We start from the raw sequence: 17,257 nt of genomic DNA, 5'->3' as shown, positions 1-17,257 counted from the left end.
GCCTGCGAAGCCATGCTCAAAATGAAAGAAATGTCGCTCACCCACGCCGAAGCCTTCCATACACTGGAATTCCGGCACGGGCCGAAGTCGATGGTGACGCCGAAACGGTCGTCGTCGGCCTGCTGAGCGAAAATGCCGCCATCGCCGAACGCGCCGTGCTGACGAGATGGAAGCATTGGGGCGCGACGAGAGTTCACTATCGGCACGCAGGCCGAGTTCGACCACTGCGCCTGCCGGAGGCGAGTTCGCTGGTCTTCGCGCCCTGATCCTGCAAAGCCTCGCCTATCACCGTGCCACGCTGGAAGGGTCTCGACCCGGATCGTCCGCGTAATCGGATCAAGTCGTGCGGCCTCCGCTCTTGGTTGAGGCCGCACGAGGTCATCGTCTGGTTTGTTGCCATTAGTCTTGTTGTGAAAGGATTGCAGTCATGAAGAAACTATTGTTGGTCATGATCTTGCTGCTCATTGCGGTGAGCGCCGTCTCCGGCAGGACACCGTCACCCTGCGGTTGTGGGCGCATCAGGAAAAAGCGCCTTCAACGAGGGCCCGCAACCATCATCGACGCCTATGAAGCGGCCCACCCCAACGTCAGCATTGAGCTGGAAACCTTCGAATACGAGCTCTACATCCAGACGCTGCAAACGGCCCCGCCCGCTGGCAATGAGGCCGATATCCTCGAACCTTCGGTTCGTGGGTGCAGCTATTCCGACCGCCTCGCCCCGATGCCCGCCGGTCTGGTCGATACCAGCGTTTTCTGATGCTGCATTGACGGCTACACCTGCGCCGACAATGTACGGGCTGCCGCAGGAATTCAACATGGAATACGGCGCGGTGCTGGTCAACCCGGCGCTGTTCGAAGCCGCTGGTCTGACCTACCCACCCGCGTGGACAGACTGGGAAGCTTTTATCAGCGATGCCAAGGCCTTGGCGCAAACCGGCGACAATGGTCTGATGAGCGTGCCGGGTATCACTTCACCAACGCCGACGCGATCACCTTCAGCTTCCTTGCGGGGATTCTGCAGAATGGCGGCGACTACTGGAATGAAGATCGCAGCGCCTTCACGTTTGATACCGACGCCGCGCGCGCCACGCTCAACCAGATGGTGCGCATGGTCGAAGAAGGATCGTCGACCCGGTGCTGTTCCAACGATACGGCCAACTGGGGCGGCAACGCCTTCTTCACTCACCCAGGCAGCCATCACGCTGATCGGCCCGTGGGCGTTACCTGCGCGAAGACTTCCCAGATTTCGGCGAATTTGGCTATGTCGCGCTGCCCAGCTTCAACGGCGACCTGGCGTTCGCCGCCGACCTGGTTGGGGTCTGGCGTCTCGCGAACAGCCCTGCCGCGGAAACTGCGTGGGATTTCGTCGCCTTTGCGACCGCCAACGCCGACAACGCGCTCGGCTGGAACCTGCACTCGCACACCATCCCCGCGCTGCGGTCGCTGGTCGAAGATGAAACCACGCGCGGCGCCATTCTGGCCGAAGCGCCGTGGCTCGACTCGGTCTTCCCGCTGCTGGCCTCGGGTCGCTATATTGGCGACATGCCCGACCGCGATCTCGTCTTCTATGACATCATCTATCCGTATATTCTGGATACGCTGCAAGGCGTCATGTCCGTCGACGAGGCGCTGATCCTCATCGAGGAAGACGCCAACGCGACCTTCCAGTAGGCCGTCCATGTCCGTGAGCGCTGCGCCGAATTGACGCGGTGCTCTCACCATTTCATCCGCAGACCTCGGAGGACGCCACGGATCTGATCGGATCTCCAGCCATTTACGCTGTATTGGTTGGTGATCTGCGCGGTACCGGCAGTGCCATCACCCCACCGATCTTCGACCACCGGCACCGCTGCCGTGGCGCGGCGCGCTGCTCGGGCTGGTGCTCGGCACCGCCTCCGGGCAGATCTTCGGGCGACTGATCCTGGCGCTGCTCGTGCCCCTGCTGCCGGACGCCGCCACCTGGCTCAGCATGTTAGGGGCTGGTGCTGCTCGCGTCCTCTGGCTCTCAATCAAACCGCGCAGCAAACCATGCTGCGGCATTATGGCTTCGTCGCCGGGACGATCACGCCGCTGACCTTCTACTGCTGCTGTTGAGCGCACTGCCCTTGGCGTGGGCGATTTTGCTCGCTCTGACTACAGCCCGCGCCGCTTCGGCGGACCGATCCTCGGCTTGGGTGGTGAGAATCCGTTCGTCGGCTTGCAGTATTTCCAGACGATGATCACAGGCGAAGGTCGCGACGGCTTGATCTTCAGAACAGCCTGCAGAACACGCTGGCGTTCACGCTGCTGGTCGTGTCGCTCAACCTGTTCATCACCATCCCGCTCGCCACCATGATCGAGTCGGTGCATCGCGTCTTCAAGACGATTTTCCGCACGATCTACTTCCTCCCCCGTCGTGACCTCGTCGGTCGGCGGGCCGTGATGTGGGGCTATATCTACAACCAGCAGTACGGCCTGCTCAATGACGTGTTGTCGAATTTCGGCGTGACGCCCATCGGCTGGCTGCAAGACCCGCGCGCCAATGTGCTGGGGTTCCAGCGGCGCTGTTCGCCGTCAGTGATCGCTACCTGTGGCAGGACTTCGGCTACAATCTGGTAATCTCATCGCCGCACTGCAAAGCATCCCCGATACGCTGAAAGAAGCCGCGCGCGTCGATGGCGCGTCACCGCTGCAGGTCTTCTGGTCGATCACGCTGCCGCTGCTGCGCCCGACGATCTCGCCACCTCCGTGCTGACGGTCATCTCGTCGTTTCAGGTCTTCGATCTCAATTCAGGTGATGACGCAGGGCGGGCTGGGCGTATCGGGCAGACGCGCGTGCTCGTCCTGACATCTACGAGCGCGTTCCGCTTCCGAAAAGATGGGCTGGGCGGCGGCCATGTCGGTCGCCATGTTCGTGATCGTCGCGCTGCTGACCGTCGTGCAGACCCGCGTGCTGCGTTCAAACTGGGAGTACTAGCCGATGCCTGCGCTCTTACCTCCGAGGTTCAACCGCCCAATCGACTGTCGCAGGCGATCAACCGCCGGCGGGCGCACGCTGATCTACGCCGTGCTGATCATTGGCTGCATCCTCACCGTGACACCATTTGTCTGGACGATTCTCGCCTCGTTCAAGACGCACGCCGAGATCATCGACCCGGCACAGCGTACGTTTTTGCCGCGTGAGTTCACGTTCAGTAACTACCAGACGATCTTCAGCGACCCGTCGCTGCCGCTGGCGCGGTTTTACGCGAACAGCCTGTTCGTCGCGCTCAGCAACGTGGTAATCCACACGTTCACCAAGTTCGCTGTTCGGCTACGTGTTCGCCAAAGTTCGAATTTCGCTTCAAGCGCGTGCTGTTCGCCTACATCCTCGCCACGCTGATGATCCCGTTTCAGCTCACGATGATCCCGTCGTACCTGATTCGCTCCAATTCAACCTGACCAATAACCTGCTCGGTCTGGTCGCTCTGAGCTGGTTCAACGCCTTCGGCATCTTCCTCATGCGCCAGTTCATGCAGAGCATCCCCGACGAACTCCTCGATGCGGCGCGGGTCGATGGCGCATCCGAATGGACGATCTACGCACGCATCGTCATCCCGCAGGTGTTGCCTGCGCTGGCGACGTTCGGGATCCTGGTGTTCATCTCCAACTGGAACGCTTACCTGTGGCCGTTGATTGTCTTACAGGATGTCGATGTGCGCACGCTGCCCATCATTTTGACGTGGTACAACGACCGCCACACCAGCGACCTCGGCTTGCAGATGGCCGCGTCGATCCCTGATCGTCATGCCGATTCTCGTCGTCTACCTGTTCCTGCAGCGCTGGGTCGTCCGCGGCTTCACCCTCAGCGGATTTAAGGGGTAAGTACCAGTCCCTTAAGACGTTTCATCGTAGGGACGAGCCATGAGGCTATTTCATAATTGGTGAAACTATCCAACCTCACCCCCGACCCCTCTCCTAAAGGAAAGGGGAGGTGTGCGGAGTTCTTAAGTCCCCTCGCCCTTGGGAGAAGGGATTTAGGGGTGAGGTTAGACAAAATGCCGATTCTGAAATGACTTCATGCCTCGTGCCTACAAATACCTCTTCGGGGTGTTTGTGCGCTTTCAAGATACCCTCGTTGGTTCCCCTCTCCTCTTTTCGGGGGTGAGGTCAGAACCTACTAGCTCAAACGACTCCGCTGTATACTCACCCGCTGACCGAAAACGTAAGGAGTCACGATTCATGGCCAGCGACACACTGCTGATTCGTAACGCGCGCATCTTCACCGCCGACCCAACGCGACCTTGGGCGGAAGCGGTCGGTCTGCACGGCAACCGGATCGCTTTCATCGGCTCGAACGCCGAAGCGGAGCACTGGCGCACGGCGACCACCCGTGTGATCGACGGTGGGCAGGCATCGCTGACGCCGGGCATCGTCGACAGCCACTATCATCTGTTCTTCGGCTCGATGGAGCTGGGACATGTGCAGTTATGGGACGCGCAGTCGCTGGCCGATGTCAGCGAACTCGTGCGTGCTTATGCCGCCGCCCACCCCGACGAAGAATCGGTCAACTGCGTGCAGTTCCGCTACGAAATCCTGCCCCCCGGCGAACGCCTGACCCGCCAGCACCTCGACGCGATGCTGCCGGATCGTCCGCTGCTTATCATGGGCTATGACCACCACACGGCATGGGGCAACACCCGCGCCCTAGAGATCGCGGGCGTGCTGCACGGTGCGGTCACCGGGCCGAACAGCGAGATTCTCATGGGGGATGACGGTCTCGCCACGGGTGAACTGGTCGAACCCGCGGCGTATGCGGTTGTGCTGCGCCATTTTGAGGCCTGGGGACGCACGGTCAAAGGCTTGATCAACGGAACGGCAGGCGCAGTCAAACTGAACGCCGTACGCGAACGCAGATGGCTGCTCGAAGGGCTGAAACTGAGCGCCAGCCTCGGCATCACCAGTGTGCACAACATGGATGGCGATCTGGAACAGGGGTTGTTCTACGCGGCGATGGAAGACAGCGGCGACCTGAGTGTGCGCGTTAACATCCCCTACAGCATCTTCCCGACGACGACGGTCGAGGATTTGCAGGAAGCAGTCGAGATGACGCGGCGCTTCCAGAGCGAGAAACTGCGGTCGGGGCGCGTCAAGCTGTTCATGGATGGTGTGATGGAGTCATGGACGGCGCTCATGCTCGACGATTACGCGGATCGTCCCGGTTGGGCCGGTGACGCGCTCTACAGCGCCGATCATTTCAACTGGCTTGCGCAGGAATGCGACGCGCGTGGGCTGCAAATCACGGTGCATGCCATCGGCGATGCAGCAGTGCGCCGCACGCTCGACGGCTATGAACTCGCGGCTCAAACGAACGGTATACGTGACAGCCGCCACCGCATCGAGCATATCGAATGCGTGCATCCGGACGACCTACCACGCTTCGCTCGCCTCGGCGTGGTCGCATCGATGCAGCCTTACCACAGCCCGATCACCTACCCGCAGACACACGAGCTGTTCCCCAGCCGTGTCGGCGCGGCACGTTGGGATCGCAGCTTCGCGTGGCAGAACGTGCGCGGCGCGGGGGCGCATCTCGCTTTTGGCAGCGACTGGCCGGTCGTCACACCCGATCCGATGATCGGCATGCACGCCGCGCTCAACCGTCGCACTTGGGGGCCGGGCGCATTCGATCACCGGCAGTCACTGGCAGATACGCTCATTTCGTACACCCGCGAAGGCGCGTATGCCGAGTTTCAGGAACACGCCCGCGGGCAAGTCAAGGTCGGCATGCTCGCCGATCTCGTGCTGTTCTCAGCGGATCTGTTCGCCACGCCGCCGGAAGAGATCACGAAGGTGCGCCCTATGCTGACGATCTGCGATGGGCAGATCACCTACGAAGCTTAGGGTCAAGCGCGCCGCCTTCATTCGGCGAGCCACTGCGCGGCCTCTTTCGCGAAGTACGTCACGATGAGATCTGCGCCCGCCCGCTTGATGCTGGTCAGCGTTTCGAGGGCACAGCGGCGTAGATCGAGCCAGCCGTTGGCGGCGGCCGCGTGCAGCATCGCGTATTCGCCGCTCACCTGATACGCGGCGACGGGCAGGTTGTGCGCCTGGCGCACCGCACTCACGACATCCAGATACGGCAGCGCGGGCTTGACCATGATCATGTCCGCGCCTTCGGCCACGTCCAGCGCCACCTCTTTGAGGGCTTCGCGCTGATTAGCTGAGTTCATCTGGTACTCGCTGCGGTCGCCGAACTGCGGTGGGCTTTCCGCCGCTTCGCGGAACGGGCCGTAGAAGCCGCTGGCGTACTTGGCCGCATAGCTCAGCACCATTACATGATCGAGGCTGTGCGCATCCAATCCGGTGCGGATCGCCCGCACCATCCCGTCGAGCATCCCCGATGGCGCGATCATGTCCGCGCCCGCTTCGGCGTGCACCACCGACGCCCGCGCCAGCAGTTCCAGCGTCGGGTCGTTAAGCAGATAACCTTCCGGCAGACGCGGGTTATAGTGCGCCTCCCCCGGTTGATTGATGATGCCGCAGTGGCCGTGATCCGTGTACTCGCAGAAGCACATATCCGAGATGACGATCATCTCTGGCACCGCGTCTTTGATCGCGCGAATCGCGGTCGGGATGATGCCGTTCGGGTCGTAATTGTCGCTCCCGCAGGCATCTTTGCTTTCGGGGATGCCAAACAGAAGCACGGCGGGAATGCCCAAACGATAGGCGCTGCGCGCTTCCTCCGTCACTCGGTCCACCGACCACTGCGACTGCCCCGGCATCGACCGGATCGGCAGCTGTAGGTCGTGCCCATGCCGGATGAACAGCGGGTAGATGAAGTCGTCCGGGGACAAACGTGTTTCCTGCACCATGCGGCGCAGCGCAGCAGTGCGCCGTAAGCGCCGCGGACGGACTGCTCCGGCGGACGGCGATGACTTGTGTTCAAGTTCCATCGAATCGTATTTCCTGTTGTCTGGCTGGACTGAAATAGTCGGTAAGGGCCTGCAGCAGCCCCGTGAGGGTGTGCGCGTCCGGGACAATGACCTGCCGAAAGCCCGCCGCCCGCGCTGTGGCGGCTGTTCGCGGGCCTATACATGCGGCGCACAGCTCGCACACCGACTCGATGCTCGCGCACTCAGCCTTGAGACGCTCGACGAAACACCTGACCGCCGAGGAACTGGTGAAAGTGAGTGCATCGATGCGCCGCTGCCTCAGCGACTCCGCCAGATCACCGCCACCATCGCCGCACACGGTTTGATAGGCGTCGACCACGCAGACGGTCGCGCCGCGGGCGGTCAACCGCTCGGCGAGCAGCGGCTCAGCTAAGGTCGAGGCGGGCAGGAACACTCGCGCGCCCGGTTTCAGCGGCAGGTGATCAGCTAAGGCTTCGGTGAGATACTCACCCGGCACAGTAACTCCGCTGATCCCCAGCAATTCATGGACGGCAGCGGCGGTCGCGGGGCCAATCGCCGCCACGCGCCACGACTCCGCAGCCAGGCTTAAGCCAAGTACATCCAGTCGTACGCGCAAGGCTTGTACCGTGTTCGCACTCGCCAGCACGAGCCAATCGAATTGTCCGGCGGTGAGTTCGCGGAGTGCCAAATCAAGCGGTGCTAGATCGTCCGGGGGCACAATCCGCAGACACGGGTAGCTGATCGGGATCGCGCCGTGGGCACGCAGCAGATCATCCAGCCCCCTCGCTTGCACCGAGGCCCGCGTATTGACAATCCGTTTGCCCTTTAGCCCGTCGCTCATGGTCGCCGCTCCAACAACGCCCGCAGCCCCTGATCCAGCGCGGTCTGCGCCAGTGACCGACCAAACACGGCGGCGGCGGGCTCATCCTCGACCGAGGCGGACGCTTCGACATCCATTTGCTGCGTACCATCGACCGCTGACACACGCCCCCGTAAGTGGAGCACAGCGCCATCACGGCGCGCATACGCCGCAACGGGCAGCGAACACCCGCCGCCTAACCCGGCCAGAAAGGCGCGTTCGGCGGTGACCGCCAGCGCCGTCTCGGCATGCTGAATCGGCGCTAACAGGTGCACCAGCGCCGCGTCGTCCCGCGTCTGCACAGCAATTGCCCCCTGTCCCGGCGCGGGCAGCATCACGTTGAGTTCCAAAATCTGCGTGATCACCGCCTCATGTCCCAATCGATGCAGTCCGGCGTAGGCCAGCACAATAGCGTCATACTCGCTGTCTGCGGCGAGGGCTTTGCGCACACGGGTATCGACGTTGCCGCGAATATCGACTAGTTTGAGGTCAGGGCGCACGTGCAGCAGCTGCGCGCCGCGGCGGTAGCTGCTCGTCCCCACCATGGCGCGGTGGGGCAGCGTCGCCAGCGTGTAGCCCCGGCGGCTGATCAGTACATCCGCCGGGTTTTCGCGCGGTGTCAGCGCGCCAATCACCAGGCCGGGCGGCGGTTCAGTCGGCAGATCCTTCAGGCTGTGGACCGCGCAGTCGATGCGTCGGTCGCGCAGCGCAGCTTCCAATTCCGCCGTGAACACCCCCTTGCCGCCGAGCAGCGGCAGCGGCGTATCCAACACGCGATCCCCGTGCGTCTTGAAGATCTCGTAGCTCGTGCGCAGCGTTGGCTGAGCCGCCTGGAGCAGCGCCATCACATGCCGCGTCTGCCACAGTGCGAGCTCGGAGCCGCGCGTACCAAATTTCAGTGCTTCAATCGTATCCATACGTCCTGTTCTAGCGGCATTGACCACCCGCGCGGTATGGACGCCGGGGAACTGCGGTGAGAATCATGCCGAACCTGTGCAGGTGGGAACTATCATACAACCAGAAGCGCTGGCTGTGGCGGTTCGAAATGTGCCGAACCGGCGAATTCGGTTGGCGGCGCGGGCATCTGCGACCATAATTACGCGCCATAAACTCCACTTTTGGAAGGACAAAACATCGTGGGACACGTCCAACAACTACTGCGCGATCTAGGGCTGCCGGAGGGAGATCGGCATGATCTGCCCACATCGCCGCACCGCTTCCCGGATGGCGCGCAGTATCGCGTCGAGATTCCCAGCGTCGAAGGCCCCGCCGCTCTGCAGGCGGTGTTGGACACCGCGCGCTCGTTCGGGTTGACCATCCACCGGGTGTCGCAGGGCAGCGGCATCATGCTGCTGACGGATGCCGACATCCGCGAGATGGGCCGCTTAGGGCGGGAAGCGGGCATTGAAGTCTGCCTGTTCGTTGGCCCGCGCGCGCCGTGGGAAGGCAGCGCAATTCCGCTCACGCCGGATGGTAAGATCTTCGGTTGGCGGCATCTCGGCATGGATCAACTGACGTATGGCTACAACGATGTCGAACGCGCCTGCGATCTCGGCATTCGCAGCGTGCTCCCCGCCGACGAAGGGTTGATCTGGCTGGTGAATCAAGCTCGGCAACGGGGTCTACTGCCGAAAAACCTGATCATGAAAGGCTCGGCGCTGATGGGCGTCGCCAACCCCATTGGCATCAAAATGCTGGAAGACGCCGGGCTGAACACCATCAACGTCGCGTCCGATATTTCGCTGGCCCGGTTGGCGGCATTACGACAGGTGCTCTCTATCCCCATCGATCTGTACATCGAAGGGCCGGACGGTCTGGGCGGCTTCACACGCTATCACGAGCTGGCGGAAATTGTGCGCGTCGGCGCACCGATCTACCTCAAGTTCGGGCTGCGGAACGCCCCCAACATCTACCCGAGCGGGATTCACCTCGAAAACGCCGCGATTTCGACGGGCAAAGAGCGCGTCCGCCGCGCCTTCATCGGCATGGAGCATCTGGCGCGGAGCGGAGCGCAGTTCAGCACGTCGAACACGGGCGTGGCGGATTTAGGCATTCCGGAGTAAGCCAAGTCAACCGCCCCTCCCGTTTATGGGCGAGGCAAGAGAGTGTTGAAAAAGGTCAGATTCCGACCCCACCCCCGGCCCCTCCCCGAATTTGGGGAGGGGAGACAACATCGTTTGCCAAGCCAAATTTGTTTTCGTAGGGACACGATTTATCGCGTCCGCTGGCGATTGCAAAGCCTTTAAAGGGATACTTTTGAACACCCTCAAGCGTCGCTCCTACAGATCCGTCCTGTAAACCAAGTGTCGACGCCTTAGTCTCCGTGGGGAGAAGCCCCCAGACTGCTAATCTCCGCGCAGCGTCGCCAGCAAATCGACCGTTTCGGCGTCGGCGTCCGCGCCCGCCAGTTCGACGAAGCGCTCGAAATCAGCCATCGCCTGCGCGTAGAAAGCCTCGCCTTGCTCATAGTTCATGTAGCCGCGGTTACGGAAATAAATTGGCACCGTCGGATCAAGTTCCAACGCCCGCGTGAAGTATTGCGCCGCCTGCGCGTAATCGTCAGTGGTGGCATACGTCAAGCCGATGCGATTATTGAAGAAGGCGCGGTCAGGGTCGGTGGTCGAGGCGTTCAAACCGTCCTCGTATGCACTCCGGGCGGCAGGGAGGGAATTTTCGCGGCGGTACATGTCCCCGAGGTTGCGGTAACTGCGGATATACGTCGGATCGATCGCGATGGCAGCACGCAGCGTGTCGACGGCTCGGGTTAGTTCGCCCGACAGATAGTAAGCGACCGCCAATGAGTTATGGACAATCAGGTTGTCCGGATCGATGTCCAATGCGCTCAAGCAGACGGTGATCATCGTCTCGTAGTCTTGGGCATCAAAGGCAGCATCGCTCGCATCAAGGAGGTTTTCGACTGTTTGCGTCTCCCCCGCGATGCGCGCCCGCGCTTCGTCAACGCGCGACGCCACTGACCATACGCGCACATACGGCGACCCGCTCAGATAAGTGCTCACCTGCTGCCCATCTGGACTGACCGCCGCGAACAGCGACAAGTTAGTAGCAACCACACTCGACCGATCCTCAATGCGGGTCAACATGCGTCCCGTTTCCGCATCCCAGACCGTGAATGTCCCACCCTCCGTCGTCGTGAAGATGAGGGTTTCATCCGTCGACCACGCCGCCTCGATCACCTCAAGGGTATGGGGCAACGTCATGAGCAGCGCCCCGTCGCCAACTGCGCGAACGCGCACCAGCGAACTGCCGACAACGAGCATCTGTGACTGGTCGGCGTTGAGCAGCACGTCTCTGATCGGCCCGCCATGCTCATTGACGGCGATGACATCCCCCGTCGCCGCATTGAGCAGAGGTGTCCGCTCCGAGCGCGTCTCCATCAGCAGGTGGTCACCTACCCAGCGCGGGTTGATAAACGTGGACAATGCACCATCTAACGTGGTCGTCCACAGCGCCGCCCCCGTCGCCACATCCCACGTGGTGACCGTCAATGCCTCGAAGCTGGTGGCCGTCACCACTTGCGAACCATCTGCGTTCCAGAGCACCGCCGTCACCGCGTCCGACTGCGTGATGCGCGCGCGTTCCACGCCATTCTTGTCCAGCGCCACCACTTCCGAACGGCAATCGCCTGCGCGGCACTCCGCATTCCGGTAGATGAGCACTAATCCCGCCGCGCGCCACAGGGGTGATACGAATTCCATACCCGCTGATGGCGGGAAGCTGGCGGCGACGGCCCCGGTCGCGCTGTCCAGCAGCGTCGGCGTCCCATCCGGCGCAACGGTGAACAGCAACGCGCCATCCGGCGACCAGCTCACTTCGGGAATGGTGGTAAAAAACTGTGACGCGCGCGCCGCCGTCCAGATTTCGGAAGCGGTGCCCAAATCAATCACGCGTACGGTGCCGCCTGCTATATCCCATGCCGCGAGGCGTGTGCCATCCGGACTGAACGCCCACGTCTGCGCGGGGTCGAGACTGGCCAACTGCTGACCTGTCGCCGCATCCCAGATGCGCAGCGCCTGCCGCAGATCACCCGCGACGATGAAGCGATCATCCGGACTCCAGCGCACGGACGACGCACCGGTACCAAGCGTGAACAGCGCTTTCCCGGTCGCCGTATCAATGATCGGCACGGCGGAACTACGCGCATCGCCAAACAGCGCCGCCTGACTGCCGTCGCTGTTCCAACTGACGCCTAACCCGGCGACTTCGGCTAACTGAACGCCCGCGCGGTCGTACAGCGCTACTGATATCGGCTGCTCGCCAAGCGGATAGCGCGCCGCCAGTGCATAGGTCTGGCTGTCGGGGCTCCACCGCTGGCTAAACACCCCGCTCGGAAGATAATGCACGACCGCATCCCCACCAACGTCAATCGATGCCATCAGGTCGAGCAGCGTGGGTTCCCAGACCCGATAGTCGGCCTCAGATGCGGCACTAAAGGCCAGCACCAAAGTGCCGCCCACGCCGAGATCCAGCGCATAGATCGCGCCCGCGCTGCGCTCATCGGCGGCAAAGAACGTCGCCGCCGGGTATTCGCCGATGGTCGTGCTCTCCAGCGCCACACCGAGAGTGGCGAGCTGTTCGCCAAACATCGTCTGCAGAACATCCACGAGCGGCGTGCCGGGCTGCCCGAGGCCGAACACATCCACGAGATACGGCCAGCGCAGCGCCAGAAAGCCGATTTCGCCCGCGGGCAGCGGCTCGTTCGTGCTCTGCTGCCGTCCGTTGTTCTGGATGACGCGCAGCGCGCGCTCCGAGCTGGCCACGCTGAAGAAGCCGCTGCCACTGGCATCAGCCTCTGTGTCGACCACCCAATCGGCGGGCAACGTAAAGCTTAACAGACTATCGTAGGTGGTGAACCTGACGGGCTCGGTCTGGGCTGCGGTTGGCAGGCTAACCAGTGAAAAAAGAAAAAGAAGGACAAGTGAAATCCACAGAGGTCTCGGTCGCATGAAGTTATCAGTCCGATGAGGTTGTCAGCCGCACAATAGTTATGAATCAGGCTAGCACGACTGCCCAAATGCGGCAAGCGCTACCGGATGGTGTGTGGAAGGTTGGGCACAATCACTAGCCGCCCAGCAAGTCTTGTCAGCTGCCCACAAAAACTGGTTATACTGAGGGCAAACCTGCCGCGTTTCAGCGGTTTGCTGACCCATCCACCGAACAGGAAAGCGCTCGTGAAAGCTGTTCTGCTCATGTTCGATTCGCTCAATCGCCGCATGCTGCCACCCTACGGCGGCGATTGGGTCCATGCCCCGAATTTTCAACGCCTCGCGCGCCGCACCGTAACCTTCGACAACTGCTACATCGGCAGTATGCCGTGTATGCCCGCCCGCCGTGAATTCCATACTGGACGCTACAACTTCATGCATCGCAGTTGGGGGCCGCTCGAACCCTTCGACGACTCCATGCCGGAGCTGCTGAGCGCGAATAGCGTGTATACGCACCTCGTCACCGACCACACGCATTACTTCGAAGATGGTGGCGCGACCTACCACACGCGTTACAACTCGTGGGAATTCAACCGTGGGCAGGAAGGCGACAACTGGAAAGGCTTCGTCAATCCGCCGTTCGCCATTCCGCCCGTGACGCGCCGCATGGAGCGTAATCAGAACAACCGCATGTGGACGCAGGAGTTCATCAACCGCCAGTATATGCCCACGCCGGAGACGCAGCCGCAGGCCCTGACTTTCTCGCAGGGCATCGAGTTCATCCGCAACAATCAGCACGAAGATCAGTGGTTTCTGCACCTCGAAACGTTCGATCCACATGAGCCATTCTTCACGCATCAGGCTTACAAAGACCTGTAACCGGACGAATACGACGGTCCGCTGCTCGACTGGATTTCGTATGGGCGCGTTACGGAAGATGTCACAGCGGTGCACCACCTGCGCAATGAGTACGCCGCGCTCGTCAGCTACTGCGACGATCAGCTCGGGCGCTTGCTAGATGTGATGGATGAACTCGATTTGTGGCGCGATACGCTGCTCATCGTATGTACCGATCACGGGTTGCTGCTCGGTGAACACGACTGGTGGGGCAAAAACGTCGCGCCGTGGTACAACGAAAACGCGCATACGCCGCTGTTCATTTGGGATCCGCGCTGCGGCACAGCCGACGAACGGCGCAACAGCCTCGTCCAGTTGATCGATTTGCCCGCCACGCTGCTGGACTATTTCGGTGTGCCGCTGCCCGCAGATATGGAAGGTCGCTCGCTGCGCGCGACCATCGTCGAGGACCAGCCTGTGCGCGAAGCCGCGCTCTTTGGCGCGTTTGGCGGCCACATCAATGTGACCGACGGGCACTACGTCTATATGCGCGCGCCCATGCCCGGCAATCAACCGCTCTACGAATATACGCTCATGCCCACGCACATCCGTACGCGCTTCACGCCGACCGAACTGCAAAACGCCGCGCTCGCGCCGCCGTTCACCTTCACCAAGGGCTGCCCGGTGCTGCGCCTGCCCGGTCGCCCGTGGGGCGAACCGACCGAGCTCGCGACCATGTTATTCGATGTACAGACCGATCCCGGACAACTGCAACCGCTTCAAAATGCCGAGATCGAGGCGCGCATGGTTGAGCTTCTGATCGACCTACTGCGGCGCAACGATGCGCCCGCTGAACAATTCACCCGTCTGGGACTCTCAAATCAGGAGGGTTAAGCATCAGCACACAGCCCCACGCCTTCCATGTGATGACCAAGCCGCGCGGCGCCGTCTGCAACCTCGACTGCGCCTACTGCTACTATCTGGCGAAAGAGCGCCTCTACCCCGACAGCGATCACCGCATGGCGGACACGCTGCTGGCGGAATACACGCGCCAGTTCATCGAGGCGCAGACCGCCCGTGAGATCACGTTCACGTGGCAGGGCGGCGAACCTACACTGATGGGGTTGGACTTCTTCCGGCAGGCCATCCGCTACCAGCAGCAGTACCGCAAACCGGGCACACACATCCAGAACTCGCTGCAAACCAACGGCGTGCTGCTCGACGACGAGTGGTGCGCGTTCTTCAAAGCGCATGACTTTCTGATCGGCATCAGCCTCGACGGGCCGCGCGCGCTGCACGATCACTACCGCGTCGACAAAGGTGGTCAGCCCACCTTTGACCGCGTGCTGCGCGGCGTGCGCCTGCTCCAGCAGCACGGCGTTGAGTTCAATGTGCTGACCACCGTGCACGCCGCCAACGAAAATCACGGACTGGAAGTCTATCGTTTCTTGCGCGATGAGGTCGGTATCCGCTATATTCAGTTTATACCGATCGTCGAACACCTCGAATGGCAGGAGGCCAACCACGTAACCGCGCGTTCCGTCAGCGGAGCGGGTTACGGTCGCTTCCTCATCGACGTGTTCGAAGAGTGGGTACGCCACGATGTCGGTCAGGTGTACGTGCAGATGTTCGACGTGGCGTTAGCGGCGTGGGTCGGGGATGCGCCGGGGCTGTGCGTGTTTGAAGAGACGTGCGGCGCGGCGCTGGCCATGGAGCACACCGGCGACGTATATTCGTGCGATCACTTCGTCGAACCGCAGCATCTCGTCGGCAACATCGTCGATGTACCGCTGAGCGCGATCGCGGTGAGCGACCAACAGCGCGTTCGGCGCGGCCAAACGGGACAGCTTGCCCCGCTACTGTCGGGACTGCTCGGTGCGCTTTGTATGTCATGGGGGCTGCCCCAAAGACCGCTTCAACGTAACGCCAGATGGTGAAGCGGGTTTGAACTATTTATGTGCAGGCTATCAAGCCTTCTTCGAACACATCCGCCCCGCGATGGAGTACATGGCGGCGGAACTCACCCGGCAGCGACCGCCCGCGAGCATCATGGTTACCATGGCGCGCCGGGATGCCGAACTTCGCGAACGCTTAGCGCACACGGGACGCAACGATCCCTGTCCGTGTGGCAGCGGTTTGAAATTCAAGAAGTGTCACGGGAGGCGAGTCATGTAACGATTAACCCAAACAGCGTCAATCCATAATCTATAGTTAAAAGAACGTTAGATGACACGTAACCAAACGTCGTTTACACTCACCGGGTACACTGACCAACGGCTACACAGCGTGTCGGTTATTTCACATAGGAGCTAGAGAGATGAAGAAATTCGTTGTATTGCTGGCAATTCTGAGCCTGCTCGTCGTGAGCACCAGCTTCGTGATGGCGCAGGACGCCATCGCGCTGACGATCCGCTGCAAGGCTAACACCAACGGTGGTGAAGGCTGGCGCTGCGACAATTTTGCGCAGGTCGAAGAACAGGTCGAAGCCGCCCTCGGCATTCAGCTTGACCTGACTCTCATTCAGGACGACAAAGACTGGGGTGAATACAAGAACGAATTCGTGCTCGCCTCGGAAGCAGGCGAAGCCCCGGATATCATCCTCTCCGGTCACGAAGACATCGGCGCGTGGGCGCCCGCGGGCTATATCATGCCGCTCGACGAATTGATCGCCGCGCACCCTGAATTCGCGGATGTCGTGCCAACCCTGTGGGACTCGCAGATGTGGGACGGCCAGACGTGGGGCGTGCCGCAGGACGCGGAAGCCCGCCCGATTTTCTATTCCAAACTGCTGCTCGCCGACCTCGGTTGGTCGCAGGAAGAAATCGACTCGCTGCCTCAGCGCGTACTTGACGGCGAATTCACGATGGCGGATCTCGTCGCCACCGCCCAGCAAGCAGTTGACGAAGGCGTGGTCGAAGAAGGTCATGGTTTCTATCATCGCCAGAGCAATGGCCCTGACTGGTTGATTTGGTACTACGGCGAAGGTGGTCAGGTGCTCGACGACGAAGGCAAGCTGGTCTTCGATACCGCCGCGGCGCAGTCCGCGCTCGAACTCATCGCCAGCTTCAGCGACTCCGGCATCACCCGCCCCGACATGATCGGCATCGACGGCAACATCCTGCATGCCGACGTGGCGACCGCGGAAAGCGTCCTGTTCTATCAGGGCGGCACGTGGAACTGGGCGAACTGGGCGCGCAATTTCGTGGCAGATCGCGGTGGCAATGACTATCTGCTCGAAAACATGAGCCTGATGCTGTTCCCGGCACTGAACGACGAAGTCGGGCCGATCACCCTGACGCACCCGCTCTCCTACATGATCAGCAGCAGCAGCGAACACCCGGATGTCGCCATGGCCTTGATCGCCGCCGTCACCACGCCGGAAGCGAACAACCGCCACGCCATCGACAGCTTCCACCTCGGCATCCTCAACACGCAGCTCGAATCGGACGACTATGTGGGCAACCCGGCGATCAGCCAGGCGCACTACATGCTCGATCACACCACCGCCATCCCGAACGACCCCGGTTGGACGGCGTGGTCAAATGCGTGGTGGACGGCTGTTCAGGCGGCCGCCGCTGATACGGCGCCGGATGCGGCTGTGCAATTGGCCGTCGATCAACTGACCAGCGAACTGGGCGACCAGATCACCATCCGCTAATTCATACTCAGATTTTCCTTGGCCGGGGGCGGCTCGTCTGCCCCCGGTCACCCCTGTGCCTGTGTGTTCACAACGTGTGGAAGCTCTA

Annotated in this window: 16 protein-coding genes and 1 pseudogene; 11 read left to right on the top strand and 6 right to left on the bottom strand. The window is 61.6% G+C overall.

The features are described 5' to 3' along the window. The first annotated feature begins 427 nt into the window (after positions 1-427). A complete protein-coding gene (locus IPK17_RS00675; protein WP_343415742.1) occupies positions 428-757 on the top strand; it encodes a hypothetical protein in 330 nt (109 codons plus the stop codon). Positions 758-871: 114 nt separating this feature from the next. Here IPK17_RS00675 and IPK17_RS00670 read toward each other — a convergent pair whose 3' ends face one another. Together IPK17_RS00670 and IPK17_RS00665 are read right to left on the bottom strand one after the other, a co-directional pair. Beyond that, the gene (locus IPK17_RS00670; protein ID WP_343415741.1) at positions 872-1,198 is read right to left on the bottom strand and encodes a hypothetical protein; all 327 of its coding nucleotides are present in this window, start codon (positions 1,196-1,198) and stop codon (positions 872-874) included. Beyond that, on the bottom strand, positions 1,198-1,722 hold the full coding sequence (locus IPK17_RS00665; protein ID WP_343415740.1) for a hypothetical protein: 525 nt from the start codon (positions 1,720-1,722) through the stop codon (positions 1,198-1,200). Before IPK17_RS00665 ends, IPK17_RS00670 begins: the two co-directional genes overlap by 1 nt. Before the next feature lie 570 nt (positions 1,723-2,292). Between IPK17_RS00665 and IPK17_RS00660 the strand changes: the two genes are divergently transcribed. From IPK17_RS00660 to IPK17_RS00640, 5 genes are all read left to right on the top strand, one after another. After that, a complete protein-coding gene (locus IPK17_RS00660; RefSeq protein WP_343415739.1) occupies positions 2,293-2,598 on the top strand; it encodes an ABC transporter permease family protein in 306 nt (101 codons plus the stop codon). After that, positions 2,570-2,734, top strand: a complete 165-nt coding sequence (locus tag IPK17_RS00655) for an ABC transporter permease subunit (protein ID WP_343415738.1) — start codon at positions 2,570-2,572, stop codon at positions 2,732-2,734. The genes IPK17_RS00660 and IPK17_RS00655 overlap by 29 nt, the downstream gene beginning before the upstream one ends. A 225-nt stretch (positions 2,735-2,959) precedes the next feature. Further along, on the top strand, positions 2,960-3,361 hold the full coding sequence (locus IPK17_RS00650) for an ABC transporter permease family protein (RefSeq protein WP_343415737.1): 402 nt from the start codon (positions 2,960-2,962) through the stop codon (positions 3,359-3,361). Then, positions 3,297-3,836: a carbohydrate ABC transporter permease gene (locus IPK17_RS00645; RefSeq protein ID WP_343415736.1), complete on the top strand. Its 540-nt coding sequence runs from the start codon at positions 3,297-3,299 to the stop codon at positions 3,834-3,836. The genes IPK17_RS00650 and IPK17_RS00645 overlap by 65 nt, the downstream gene beginning before the upstream one ends. A gap of 364 nt (positions 3,837-4,200) precedes the next feature. Further along, on the top strand, positions 4,201-5,859 hold the full coding sequence (locus tag IPK17_RS00640; RefSeq protein ID WP_343415735.1) for an amidohydrolase: 1,659 nt from the start codon (positions 4,201-4,203) through the stop codon (positions 5,857-5,859). Positions 5,860-5,876: 17 nt separating this feature from the next. Here IPK17_RS00640 and hemB read toward each other — a convergent pair whose 3' ends face one another. The 3 genes from hemB to hemC are packed head-to-tail and all read right to left on the bottom strand — an operon-like array spanning position 5,877 to position 8,648. Next, the gene (gene hemB / locus IPK17_RS00635) at positions 5,877-6,911 is read right to left on the bottom strand and encodes a porphobilinogen synthase (RefSeq protein WP_343415734.1); all 1,035 of its coding nucleotides are present in this window, start codon (positions 6,909-6,911) and stop codon (positions 5,877-5,879) included. Further along, a complete protein-coding gene (locus tag IPK17_RS00630; protein WP_343415733.1) occupies positions 6,901-7,713 on the bottom strand; it encodes a uroporphyrinogen-III synthase in 813 nt (270 codons plus the stop codon). Before IPK17_RS00630 ends, hemB begins: the two co-directional genes overlap by 11 nt. Beyond that, on the bottom strand, positions 7,710-8,648 hold the full coding sequence (hemC, locus tag IPK17_RS00625) for a hydroxymethylbilane synthase (RefSeq protein ID WP_343415732.1): 939 nt from the start codon (positions 8,646-8,648) through the stop codon (positions 7,710-7,712). Before hemC ends, IPK17_RS00630 begins: the two co-directional genes overlap by 4 nt. A 219-nt stretch (positions 8,649-8,867) precedes the next feature. On the opposite strand from hemC, the gene IPK17_RS00620 reads away from it, so the two are divergent. Continuing rightward, positions 8,868-9,794 (top strand): hypothetical protein, encoded by a 927-nt coding sequence (locus IPK17_RS00620; RefSeq protein WP_343415731.1) that lies wholly within the window; start codon positions 8,868-8,870, stop codon positions 9,792-9,794. A 282-nt stretch (positions 9,795-10,076) separates the two neighbouring features. On the opposite strand, the gene IPK17_RS00615 is transcribed toward IPK17_RS00620, so the two are convergent. Continuing rightward, positions 10,077-12,569 (bottom strand): WD40 repeat domain-containing protein, encoded by a 2,493-nt coding sequence (locus IPK17_RS00615; RefSeq protein WP_343415730.1) that lies wholly within the window; start codon positions 12,567-12,569, stop codon positions 10,077-10,079. A gap of 213 nt (positions 12,570-12,782) precedes the next feature. On the opposite strand from IPK17_RS00615, the pseudogene IPK17_RS00610 reads away from it, so the two are divergent. The 4 genes and pseudogenes from IPK17_RS00610 to IPK17_RS00595 all read left to right on the top strand — a co-directional run bounded on the left by IPK17_RS00610 (position 12,783) and on the right by IPK17_RS00595 (position 17,169). Further along, positions 12,783-14,405 (top strand): annotated as a pseudogene (locus tag IPK17_RS00610) (sulfatase). A gap of 32 nt (positions 14,406-14,437) precedes the next feature. After that, positions 14,438-15,448, top strand: a complete 1,011-nt coding sequence (locus IPK17_RS00605) for an anaerobic sulfatase maturase (protein ID WP_343415729.1) — start codon at positions 14,438-14,440, stop codon at positions 15,446-15,448. Further along, positions 15,387-15,686, top strand: coding sequence for an SEC-C metal-binding domain-containing protein (locus tag IPK17_RS00600; protein WP_343415728.1), 300 nt, complete (start codon positions 15,387-15,389; stop codon positions 15,684-15,686). The genes IPK17_RS00605 and IPK17_RS00600 overlap by 62 nt, the downstream gene beginning before the upstream one ends. 142 nt (positions 15,687-15,828) lie before the next feature. Continuing rightward, positions 15,829-17,169, top strand: coding sequence for an ABC transporter substrate-binding protein (locus IPK17_RS00595; protein ID WP_343415727.1), 1,341 nt, complete (start codon positions 15,829-15,831; stop codon positions 17,167-17,169). The last annotated feature ends 88 nt before the right edge of the window (positions 17,170-17,257 follow it).

This window comes from Candidatus Flexifilum breve, from assembly GCF_016713355.1.
Note: the sequence above shows the minus strand (reverse complement) of the source record. Positions and strands in the feature narration are given on the sequence as shown.

Coding starts and splice junctions, on each gene's coding strand:
- IPK17_RS00675 (WP_343415742.1), top strand. CDS start 428: ATGAAGAAACTATTGTTGGTCATGATCTTGCTGCTCATTGCGGTGAGC.
- IPK17_RS00670 (WP_343415741.1), bottom strand. CDS start 1,198: ATGGCTGCCTGGGTGAGTGAAGAAGGCGTTGCCGCCCCAGTTGGCCGT.
- IPK17_RS00665 (WP_343415740.1), bottom strand. CDS start 1,722: ATGGTGAGAGCACCGCGTCAATTCGGCGCAGCGCTCACGGACATGGAC.
- IPK17_RS00650 (WP_343415737.1), top strand. CDS start 2,960: ATGCCTGCGCTCTTACCTCCGAGGTTCAACCGCCCAATCGACTGTCGC.
- IPK17_RS00640 (WP_343415735.1), top strand. CDS start 4,201: ATGGCCAGCGACACACTGCTGATTCGTAACGCGCGCATCTTCACCGCC.
- hemB (WP_343415734.1), bottom strand. CDS start 6,911: ATGGAACTTGAACACAAGTCATCGCCGTCCGCCGGAGCAGTCCGTCCG.
- IPK17_RS00630 (WP_343415733.1), bottom strand. CDS start 7,713: ATGAGCGACGGGCTAAAGGGCAAACGGATTGTCAATACGCGGGCCTCG.
- hemC (WP_343415732.1), bottom strand. CDS start 8,648: ATGGATACGATTGAAGCACTGAAATTTGGTACGCGCGGCTCCGAGCTC.
- IPK17_RS00605 (WP_343415729.1), top strand. CDS start 14,438: ATGACCAAGCCGCGCGGCGCCGTCTGCAACCTCGACTGCGCCTACTGC.
- IPK17_RS00595 (WP_343415727.1), top strand. CDS start 15,829: ATGAAGAAATTCGTTGTATTGCTGGCAATTCTGAGCCTGCTCGTCGTG.